The organism is Reinekea sp. (assembly GCF_046710285.1).
Lineage (GTDB): Bacteria > Pseudomonadota > Gammaproteobacteria > Pseudomonadales > Natronospirillaceae > Reinekea.
Map to the genome: position 1 here is coordinate 157,675 of NZ_JBKEGY010000001.1, position 11,965 is coordinate 169,639.

The window sequence follows — 11,965 nt, forward strand, 5'->3', positions numbered from 1 at the left end:
CCTATTTGTATTGCGGCAGGTCATTTCGAGCTAACTTTCAGTCTTAGGTAAAAAAGTCGCGAATTGGTCTGCGGGCAAAGCCTTGGCAAAAAAGAAACCTTGGGCCGTTGAAACGCCTTTTTCTGCAAGCCAAGTCAGCTGCTCTGGGGTTTCAATGCCTTCGGCAACAATTCTCAAATTCAAGGCACGTGACATTTGAATGATGGCTTCGCAAATCAATACATTGGAGCTGACTTTAGGCACGCCATCGAGGAAGCTTTTATCAATTTTTATCATGTCGATTGGTAAGTATTTTAAATAACTGAGCGATGAGTAACCCATACCGAAATCGTCGATGGCAATTTTGAAACCCATTTTCGTCAGGGCGTTAAGTTTTTTCATCATATCGTTATTTGTCGACATCATGATTGACTCGGTAAGCTCTAGTACCACCGAACCGGCTTTAAATGGGTACTTTTGAACAATAGAATTAACCGTTTCAATAAAGTTGGACTCATTTAATTGTGCCACCGAAACATTGACTGAAATATATTGGAAATTTGGATGTGTGTTTTGCCACACCTGTAACTGGTGTAGAGAGGTCTCGAGCACCCAGCTGCCTATACTGTGCATTAAACCGGATTGCTCTGCCATCGGGATAAATTGATCGGGCGTCAATGTACTTGCTGGCCAACGGATGAGCGCTTCAGCACCTTTGCAGCGACTCGTATTGATATCAAAAATAGGTTGGTAGTGTAATTCAAAACTCTGTGCCTTAGTTGCATTAGTCAGTGATTGTTCTAGCTGCCATTTGCGTTGCACTATTTCGGCGTTTTCAGTTGAAAAATAATCTAAGGTGTTCCGACCACTTTGTCGAGCGTGGCGCATGGCCGCAATAGCGTTGCTAATTAAGCTACCGGCATCTTTGGAGTCGCGAGGGTAGGTGGCTATGCCTATGTTCGCTGACAATGTTAGTGATTGATGATTGATGGTAAATTCGGTTGTGGTTCTATTGATAACCCTATTCGCAATTGCCCGCAACTCTATCGGGTCTTGGTAATCGTCGCAAATCACTAAAAACTCATCACTGGAAAAACGAGACAGCATATCTTCTTCTCGAATCTCTTGCCGCAATGCTGCTGCAATGTGTTGAAGCGCATTGTCTCCCATTTGGTGCCCAAAAGTTTTGTTGATATCTCCAAGGCCATTGATTTCGATAGCCAAAATAGCAACAGGTGTGTCACGTCGTTTTGCTCTATGTATATCGTGATTCAACTGTTGCTCAAAGAGCTGGCGATTGGGCAGACTGGTTAATTTGTCGTGAAGTTGTTGATGCTTAAGGCTATTTTCGAGTTCTATTTGTGCGGTAATATCTTCAATAATAAAACTTAAACCAATTATTTGTTCATTGGAGTCACGTCGGGGTTGCTGTTTGATCCGGAAGCTATAGCCCGACTCATCTAACTGATAGGTGAGCTTTTCGCCTTGAAGCGAAGAGTGTATATAACTGACAATTCGCGGATGGTTAGTTAAGTGTTTGCGCAGTAAATCACCTTCATTGATGTTAAAGGTCTTCAGGCTAGCGAAAGCGCCACGGCTCATCCAGTTAATCACACCTTGCTGGTCTGTTTCTACAATGAGTAGGTCTAATGCCTCAACCGTATCGTGGCCCAATTTTCGAGTGTTGTAGCTAGGGGTAATAGGTTTTTGTATGCCGTAAACAACAATGACAAGTAGCGCAATAAGCGGTATGGGTAATAAATATAACCAATAATCAACCTCGACAGCGCTGCGTAAAACGAGTTCTGGGTTGTTTAGAATGCTCCTCTCAATGCTCGTTGCAATAGGTTCGCCTGCATTGGTCCAAATGAGCTGTTCGTTGAACCGAATAGATAGTTGCTGATTTGGCTTGGCAAACGTTACCCATTTCGAAAGGTCGAGATCAACGGCTAAAATTCGTCGCTCTTCGTCTGATATAAAAGGGATGGCTAAGGTTAAGCTAAGTGCAGTTTCAGGTTTGACAAATACATCATATGCTTTGTCATTGGCGCCAAAGAAGTAAGATGCCCACAGTGGCGTGTTGCTAATATTTATTGGCTCGGATGCAAAATCTGTATCGTCATAGGTTGCAAGATAACCGTGATGTGGGTTGGCGGTATTTATATCTAGATAGGTGCCTTGCGAGTTTATAAGCCAAATATTTGTAATGCCTGCTAAATTAGGAAAATTTGCGACCGCCCCCGCAAACTCTTGATATTGCGCATTGGCTAAATTGCTTTGATAGCCAATCTGAGTCAGGTTGGCAATAAACGATAATAGGCTTTCTTCAAGATAAAGTAGCGACTCTGTAGACGCTTGCTGATTGACTCGCTCTTTATATTGTTTGCCGACAGAGACTAAGCCAATGCTCAAGGCCAACAAAGCAATGCACAAGATAAGTATTATTTGTAGGCGTCGAGTGTTTGATTTATTCAACAATTAGGTCTTTCTCAGCGAATTGTACTAAGAAGCATAGCTTAAAATAACCAAAAAAAAAGGCACCCGAAGGTGCCTGAGGTTTATTCTATGTTTTAAGCTATATTTTGCCGTGGAAGGTTCGGTTTACAACATCTTGCTGCTGCTCACGCGTTAGCTTGACAAAGTTAACCGCATAACCCGATACCCGTATAGTCAACTGCGGATAGTTCTCTGGATGCTCCATAGCATCTAACAACATATCGCGGTCTAACACGTTAACGTTGATGTGATGGCCATTTGACTTAAAGTAACCATCTAACACGCCTGTCATGTTATTAACCTTGCCTTGCTTGTCCTTGCCAAGCGAGCTGGGTACAAATGACATGGTGTAAGAGATACCATCTTCGGCGTCTTCATAGGGTAGTTTAGCAACGCTAAGCAATGACGCTAACGCCCCTTTCTGATCACGTCCGTGCATTGGGTTAGCACCTGGTGCAAAGGGTTCGCCGGCTTTACGGCCGTCAGGCGTGTTACCTGTTTTCTTACCATAAACCACGTTTGAGGTAATGGTTAAAATAGACTGAGTAGGCGTTGAATTGCGATAAGTCGGCGTTTCACGTACTAAGTCCATAAAACGCGTGACTATTTGTTGTGCAAGCACATCGACTCGGTCATCGTTGTTGCCAAACTTAGGGTATTCACCTTCGGTTTCGAAATCGACGACATAGCCATTTTCATCACGGATAGTTTTAACTTTCGCGAATTTGATGGCACTTAATGAGTCAGCGACGACAGATAGACCCGCAATACCACAAGCCATGGTGCGAAACACATCGCGATCATGCAGTGCCATTTGTGGCGCTTCATAGGCGTACTTGTCGTGCATGAAGTGAATAATGTTAAGCGTGTTGACATAAACACCTGCGACCCACTGCATGTATTCATCAAAGCGTGCCATTACTGTATCGTAATCTAGATACTCGTCTTGCATCACTTCTTTTTTAGGAGCGACCTGCAAGCCTATTTTTTCATCCATGCCACCGTTTATTGCATACAACATGGTTTTAGCTAAGTTACAGCGTGCACCAAAGAATTGCATTTGCTTACCAATTCGCATGGCAGAAACACAACAAGCAATGCCGTAATCATCGCCAAACTTTTCGCGCATTAAGTCATCGTTTTCATACTGAATAGAACTGGTATCAATAGATACTTGTGAACAGTAGTCTTTGAATCCTTTTGGCATTGCTTCGCTCCAAAGAACCGTTAAGTTTGGTTCTGGAGCTGCGCCTAAATTGTATAAAGTATTTAGTACGCGGAAGCTGCTCTTGGTGACTAATGTACGACCATCTTCACCCATACCGCCGATAGATTCGGTTACCCAAGTAGGATCACCTGAGAATAAATCATCATAGTCTGGCGTACGTAAAAAGCGAACCATACGAAGTTTAACAACTAGATCATCAATGAGTTCTTGTGCAAATTCTTCGGTGATAGTACCGCTGGCGATGTCGCGTTCGAAATAAATATCTAAGAAGGTAGAGACTCGACCAAAACTCATGGCAGCGCCGTTCTCGCTTTTTACTGCAGCAAGGTAAGCAAAGTAGGTCCACTGTACCGCTTCTTGAGAGGTTACCGCTGGCTTAGAAATATCGAAACCATAGTTGTTTGCCATGGTTACCATGTCGGCAAGGGCACGAATTTGTTCTGATAACTCTTCACGTAAACGAATGTTTTCTTCGGTCATGTTTAGAGCATCAAGAGACGCTTTCTGAGCTTTTTTATCTGCGATTAAAAATTCAACGCCGTATAGAGCAACACGACGATAATCACCAATGATACGTCCGCGGCCATAGGCATCAGGTAGTCCGGTGATAATACCTGCTTTACGACACTTCATCATTTCAGGGGTATAACCATCGAAAACACCTGCGTTGTGTGTTTTACGATACTTAGTAAAAATGTCTTTTACCGTAGGGTCTAGTTCGCGACCGTATGCTTCACAGGAAGCTTCGACCATACGAATACCGGCATTTGGAATCATACCACGCTTAAGTGGTGCATCTGTTTGTAAACCAACAATGCGTTCTAAACTTTTGTTTATATAACCAGCACCGTGAGCAGTCGTTGAACTAGGTAAATCAGTATCAAAATCTAATGGACCTTGTAGGCGACGTTCTTCTTTCATAAGTTCAAGAACTTGCGCCCATATATCTTTTGTGCGTTCAGTTGCACCGGCTAAGAAGTCTGAATCACCTTCATAAGGCATATAGTTTTTTTGGATAAAGTCACGAACATCTACGTTCGCTTTCCAGTCACCTGGGACAAAACCATCCCAAGCGGCATTTATTTTTGCGATGTCATTTTCTTTGTACATAGAGAAGCTCTCCGTCTTGTTTCTAAAAATTAAAATCATTTTGAAACGTTTTGGAAAGTACTGAGATGAACTGGAAAAGAGTCGGGGTTAAGCGAACTTGTTAACGACTGGAGACTCGTTCTACAAGCGATAAGGCCAACACAACCTCTAGATCGCTAACCCCGAAAAACCGGTGAAGAATGGTTTTACCCATACCGGAGAGAGTGATGCCAGAGTACAGTTCATTCCGCTTAGACACTTTGATTTAAGTCAAGATTTTGACCGAGGCTGCAAGGTTTAAAAGTACTAAAATCTCATGCAACGTCTTGGTGTCTAAAGCCTCAATACCCTCCTAAATTTGTATTTGTAACCATTATCGGCCGACTATTTATTGAACACTTGATCTAGCGCAAGAAATTAACCCCTATGGGGTATTTTCTTGTAGTTTTATTACGTAATTGGATTTTTGGGTGATGGGGGTTAGCGAAGCCTAGTTCAATGGCGTAATTACGCTAATTTTTTTGAAAGTTCGAGAGAAGAACGGTGTCTTGCACTGGTGCACTGGTTTATGTTTTTGACCTTACATGCAGCTAAAAACTTGCAGCTTCTTTTTGCCCTTACCCTCAGCCCAAAACCGTCTTTATATGTAGGGCACGTTGCTGGTTTTGCGCTCCGGTATCAATTTAAGCCGTTCATAACAACTCGCTACGCTCAGACAGTCATTCACTTTTAAATTGAAACCCTCGCACACACCAGCAACTGATACATTATTGGAAGGGGTGGCCAGAACGGTGCCCGTTGGGCACCGCGAGCTGTAAGTTTCAAGCTGCAAGTAAATTCAAAAGACAAAAAGAACGGTGCCTGAACTGGTGCGCTGGTTTATGCTTTTGACCTTACTTGCAGCTTGCAGCTAAAAACTGACAGCTTTCTTTGTCATCTAAACCCTGGCCGCGTAAACAAGATCGGTGGCCGGCCTTGGTATAACCCGAACAGAATGATAGTTGAGCTTGCTTGCAGTTCACTTGGTTCTAAAGTGCCGTTGTTGTTTGTATCGCCGTCCCAGTACCAGGTTAACCAGTTTGGTATTTGAGCACTTGCCTCTAACATGCCTTGTAGGCTGGTAGGGCTGTTTATTGTGAATAGACCCTGGCCATTGAGAAATGTGGTGCCTGTACCACTAGCGCTGGTTAGGGTGCCATCTGCTAGGTTTGCGGTGGTGGTGCCTGTGCCTGGACAGCCGGTGAGGGTGCATAGACCTCCGGTGTAGTCCAAGCCAGCTATGAGACTTGTGTCGATAAAGGATTCAGTGCTTTGTAATGAAAACACGGGCTCCGTTCCGACAACGCTCGATAGATATTCAATAGCCATGGGTACTGAGGCAGTTTGGTCGTCGGCATTGACTTGGTCGGGCAAAGTAAGTCGGCCAAAGTAGAGTGAGCTATCGGCAATATCTATAGCTGCTCCCGCACAGGCACCAGAGGTAGAGGATGTCCGTATACAAATTCCGTCTTCATCGGTAAATGAATCGGCATCTAATTGTAAGGTAGCAATGGTCTGTAGAATATCGGCATTGGTTGGGCCGCCGGTATTGCGATTCCAATTAACATTGGCAATGTCGGCAGTTAACCGTATCGATCCATCGAAATCAGAATCGTTAGTGACGGTCCAATTTAGAGCGCCACTGCTAAGTGTGCCCCCGGTGGCGCTTTGGCTGGCATCTTTTTCGAGGTTGTCGGCCTTACTTGCAAAATCAACATAGCTGCCAACGTAATTATCGAGCACGGCGCCATAGAGGTCATAAGCGACAACATCATAAGTAAGCCCAGTCAGTGAGTTCGCTTGGCCTTGATAAACCGCGCTATTGTCGCCCCAAACAGCGGTGTTAGGGTTAACTTCAGTAACTTGCAGGTAAGCTGGCGTAAAACGGCCGGTGTTTACCGTGTTACTTATAAGGTTGGTTCCGAAACCCATGAAATCATCAATTTCAGCAATAAGGTTCAGATGGCCTACTTCGCTATAGGCAATGCCGGTGCCTGAAATAAATTCCACTCCATCCAGTGAGCCATTGCCATCGGTATCCAAACCTTGCCATTGGCCTTTAGAAGAAGCCCCCGCACTGTCGCCGTTTATAGCACCTAAGGTACCACCCACTGGGCCAGCTAGAGTAGAGTTAGTCCAAAGTAGATCATGCAAGCCCGTTACTCGACCGAAGCTAGCAACAGGGTTGCCATTAATATCTAAGGCTTGCAACGTAGTCGAAAACTGTTCACCGGCTTTAGCGAAGGCGCTACTGCCATCGTTTTCGACTCCCGAGCCATTTGAGACTTTGCTTATTTTCAAGCTGGCTGGGCTAACGTTTAGGTTAACTGACCCGGTAATGGTGCGCCCGCTGGGTTGGCCATCGACGTCAGGGTAATTCGGAGTAGTCACTGTCAGTACTTGTAAGCCAATATCAGGTGACATTAAATCAAATTCAGCCGTGCTATTACTGGAAAAAGTAACTCCGGTTGTTGTGGTATTAGCTCCGCCGACTTGGTTTTGTGGGTTGGCAAGGTTCACCGCAGAACTCTGTTGCCAGCTCACTTGTTGGCTTGGTGCACAGGTAGTTGGGTTGCTGCAGGTAGTGCCTAATTGACTATTGACTGTACTAGCATTGGTTAAGAATGTCTGGCACACGCCGGTCGCTTCATTTGTTTCAATAGCCCGTACTTCCAAGTTATTTAAAAACTGGCCAGCGGTCAGGGTGTAATTAGGCGTACTTGCCGACGATAAGCTTGGGTTGAAGAAACGGTAAGCGGCATCTACAAATTCTACATCACAATCAGCTTGGGCTGCACCAGCAATAAAACACTTCACTTTCTCTGTTGCTAGTGGTTTTAGTGAAGGCGTTGAATCTAAAATATCTAGTGTGTAAGTACCCGTATTGGTTTGTTGAAATAAAAATGAATCGCCACTGTTGTAGTTGGTTTTTATATTACTGGTTGCCCAACCTGTAGACGGTGAAAACGTAGTAGTTACCTGCTCACTGACTTGCGTTGAGCAATCCGCATTCAAACAAGCGCGGGCTGCAATGTTTAGCGGCTCACAAGTTAAGCCTTGATCGTAATCGCGGTCTAGTTCGTAATGGTCGATGAAGTAGGCTGGTTCGATGGTATTTGCGCAGACTTCTAGGTTATCGATCTCATGGGTATTTCTTGCACCACCGGTAGAGCCAGTGATGGTTAAGTACATTTTTTCTGGAATGGCGGCTTGGCCGGTTTGTGCAAGTAGATCGAATGTAGCCACGATATCGATAAAGCCTAAGCCAGTGTCACGCTCAATAGTCACCCAAGCATTGCTACCATTTTCATGGTCAATTGTTACCCGATAACGGTGGGCAGTGTCAGCCGTTGTTTGGACGGTTGGCGACAAAGCCGTAGGCGCGTTCCCTGAGCCAGGTGATTGACCATTTGAAGTAATGTATTTGTAGCCCGTTGTGCCTGCTCCGGAGCCGCGGATAGTAATGGTTTCACGCACTCGACTTGAAAAACCACCATCTTTATTGCCATCGTTGCGATTTAAAAAGTTGCCATATTCATCAAAGCCGATACCCATCCAGCCGCCAGCAAAACCACTTGTGCTGTTTTTTGGTGCATAGCCTAATGAACCGCCGTAGCCGCCAGGTTGAGGTGTAATTGCCGCATCAGAAAACGCTAAGGAAATACCATCTCCCCCATTTGCACCGCCGTTATAAGCAAAGTAGTCAAACTCAACAACAATCTTGTTGCCTAAGCTTGGAAATAATCGGAAAAGGCTAGCGGCAGTAGATACATTACTTGAGCTATCATTTATTCGTAACCGACCCCCTTCAATGCGTGGGTCACCAAAGCTGCCACTTCGGTTTGAAACGGCCCAGTCGCTGCCAAGGGCTGCTCGATCAAAGTCATCACTAAAACACACCGCAGGTTTAGGTGGCGCGCAGCTTCGAGTAGTACCATCTAAGTTTAAGCCATTTGATTGTAGATCGTATATCTTCGCGACTTCGGCAGGGCTTAGAATTTGATCAAAAATAATTAATTCGTCAATAAGCGCAGCCAAGTATGCAGAATTTTCTGAACGGCCAATATAGGAGAACAACGCACCAATGTCCCCTGCATCCGTGGTTCCATTGCGATCTAATACACCGTCAATAAAAATTTGAACTTGACCATTTACGGCATTGCGGCTGAGTACAACATGGTGATAGTTGCCGTCATTTATAGAGGAAGATGAGTTTCCATTTGTGTTATCTCCTTTAGATACCCCGATTCTGCCTGAGCCATCAATGGTGCCCCAAAAACCATCATTGGCGCTGCCGCTTATCTCTATTCCCGTTACCGCCGGAGCATTATAGTTTGTATTGTTACCGGTATAGCCGTTAGCTGTTTTTATCCAAAAGCTTAATGTTGAGGTCGTTCTTAATGGGTCTAGGCCTGTAGATGTAATAAATTGATTGGTACCATTAAAGCTTGCTGCGTTACACAGTTGGCCATCGGTTGATGGGCTGGTAAGTGAGGCGGCATTCGCCGTTGCATGAAATGAGGACGGCGAGCTATCAAGTACTTCACCTGAAGTACCGTTCCAACTTGCTTCATCGAAGCGGTATTCCAAAACAGGTGCAGGTATTGTTACATTTGGTGTTAAGCAAAGATCGTCAATGTGCCAATAATCCCAGTTCCCGTTGGTTCCTGCGTCTTGCTGCAACCTAATTTGAAAATTGTTATGAAGTGCATTTGTAGGAAGGTTTATTGTTGGTGTAAATATTTCGCCCTGGGATCCATCGCCGGGTAGAAAACCTAAACTCACCCAGGTCGATTCATTGTTAAAGTAAAGAATTCTTAGATTTTCACCCGCTTCTGGATTTTCACTCTCAGGACTAAAGGTATCACTGCCACGTCGAATCCATAAAGATAAATCAACGGAAGAATAGCTGGAAAGATTGAAATCGGAAGTTGTGACGACCGGCTGACCACCTTGTATATAAAGACCGCCAGGCGAAGACGAATATAAATTTGAATTGTGGCTGACTCCTGCAGAGCCCGTGCCAGATACGGTCCAATTAGGGGGAATCGCTAAATTGAATTGCTCACAATATTGCGTAGAAACGTTTGGTGTTGTGCGATTGCAACTTGAGCTGTAATTTCCGCTGCCACTTTTTGAGATACAAGCTCCTGAAATTGAACCGCTATCGATATTTATTGCACCGCCGGAGGTTAAATCTCCATTTACATTGGCTCCATCGCCAAGGGTTATTTGATCGCCCGCCTGAAGGCTGCCATTTAGGGTAAACCCGTCATCAACTCTAATATCGTTGGCAGCATAAATATTGGCGTTAATTTCTAAGTTATCACGATTTCTTGCGTCGAAATCATCGCCTACTTTAATATTTATATTGTTCACATTAGTCGGGTTGATTGAGACTCCATTGCCATTGAAAACAAAATCTGAGTTTATAATCCATAGTAAGTCACTTTGAGAAAAGTTAACTATGTCATTTCTAGACAGTGTAATATTCCCCGAACAGGTGAGGATATTATTTGATAGAGTGCAATTTGAAAAAGGGTTCGAACCTCTGTCATTCGGCAGTGTATAAGTGGCAGCAATAGACAGCGAAGGTAAAAACAGTACTATCGTAATGCAGTGTAAAAAAAGTATTGTTTTTAACCTTTTATTAAAAGTCATAGACTTAGTGCTCCAAAAATCACGTAAGTTTCGTTTATGGAAGTGTCGCGTTACTGAATTATCTATTGTACTTATGCATTTAATATAAAAGGTAAGTTTAGCTTTAATAATAAATTAAGGACTAAATTTACAACTCAATAGTTGAAGTTAATTCACTCCATACATAGTCAGGATCACCTACATTTCCATACTCGGTGATTGCTCGTACTTCAAATAAAGTAATGGTTTGTGATGGTCGGTTGTGTTCATTGCTGATACATAAAATATCAATACTAAATCCTGGAAGTGCGGGCAAAGCAAGGTCAAATTCATTGGTACATGAACTCGATACAACAATCTGTTGAGCTGCATACTCTAACCCTGCCATTGAAGCGGATTGCGCTCGCATCTGCAATAAGCTTTGAGTGTTTTGCTGGGTATTACGAGTAGCTAAAACCGACATCACAACAACGGCTAAGCCAATCACGACAATTAAAAAAATAGCCGCGACTAAAGCAACACCGCGTTGAGAGGAAAGGTTATTGTTCATGATCCATTCCCTAGCATAATTAGATCATTCAAGGTGACTGCTTCAGAACCCTGGCCGATACTAATTTTAACGGCAACAGTCGGTGCTTGATAGGGCGCTCCACCTCTTACTTGGAATGAGCAGCTGGTTACATTGTCAGCAATGCGTTCGCGCGTGGCGGTCGCCGTACGGGTCGAAAACAAACTCGAAGCATCTAAGTTAGTGTAATTTGAAACGCGATATAGAATGTTGTTTTTACATTCATAACCTATAGGGCCGTCAGTAAAGTAGGCTCTAAAATAGGGTGAGTGCCCCGGGAAACTGTGGTTAGAATTTGCCAACACGATATTTGTTATTGAAGGGTTTGGATTTGTGGCCGCGTTATTGTCGTCTTCAGTTAAACTGTTGTCATCGCTTACCACTCTTGCAATGTGGCTATTGGTTGCATCTATTCTTGCACCTTCCCAGCTCGTTCTTGCTTGCGCACTAGATGAGATGCCTATGCTGACATAGCCTGGGAGGTTATTGAAACTACCAAAGATATCAAAAGAGCCATCATTATTTGGGTTTAAACGATCGTACGGGTTGCGCTGTTTGTCACGGTATCGCGCAGCGTAGTCACGAGTGCGATCATTTACGCCTAAGAATTCGATAATTTGATCGTCAGCGCAGGCCGGCGAAGTGGTGCATGTAGAATTAGGAACCGAGCTGCCTAGGTCTTGGCGTAAGTGAAATAATGCGAACTCGGCTTGCTGTACCCAGCTTGCTCTTTTGGTGCTTTGATCAACAGCGGAAAATTTATTGCCGATCAATGGCCCAACGACAGCTGATAAAATACTCACAATCACAATAACAATGATCAGCTCAGTCAGCGTAAAACCGGTTTGCTTGTTCATATATTTCCACCGTGGTGCGACCAATATCTGAGAGCTTATGCGGGGTTCAGCGGCCCATCTTTTGAAATT

At 44.1% G+C, this 11,965-nt stretch carries 5 protein-coding genes; all 5 read right to left on the reverse strand.

Annotated elements, in window-relative coordinates:
* Positions 1-30: 30 nt before the first annotated feature.
* On the reverse strand, positions 31-2,454 hold the full coding sequence (locus ACI882_RS00765) for a putative bifunctional diguanylate cyclase/phosphodiesterase (protein ID WP_411745577.1): 2,424 nt from the start codon (positions 2,452-2,454) through the stop codon (positions 31-33).
* A gap of 100 nt (positions 2,455-2,554) precedes the next feature.
* Positions 2,555-4,813, reverse strand: a complete 2,259-nt coding sequence (pflB, locus tag ACI882_RS00770) for a formate C-acetyltransferase (RefSeq protein WP_411746809.1) — start codon at positions 4,811-4,813, stop codon at positions 2,555-2,557.
* Positions 4,814-5,725: 912 nt separating this feature from the next.
* Positions 5,726-10,492 carry a DUF6701 domain-containing protein gene (locus tag ACI882_RS00775; RefSeq protein WP_411746810.1) on the reverse strand — a complete coding sequence of 1,589 codons (4,767 nt, stop codon included), beginning with the start codon at positions 10,490-10,492 and terminating at the stop codon, positions 5,726-5,728.
* Positions 10,493-10,619: 127 nt separating this feature from the next.
* Entirely contained in the window at positions 10,620-11,021 is a 402-nt protein-coding gene (locus ACI882_RS00780; RefSeq protein WP_411746114.1) for a hypothetical protein, read from the reverse strand.
* A complete protein-coding gene (locus ACI882_RS00785; RefSeq protein WP_411746113.1) occupies positions 11,018-11,896 on the reverse strand; it encodes a prepilin-type N-terminal cleavage/methylation domain-containing protein in 879 nt (292 codons plus the stop codon). Before ACI882_RS00785 ends, ACI882_RS00780 begins: the two co-directional genes overlap by 4 nt.
* Positions 11,897-11,965: the final 69 nt, after the last annotated feature.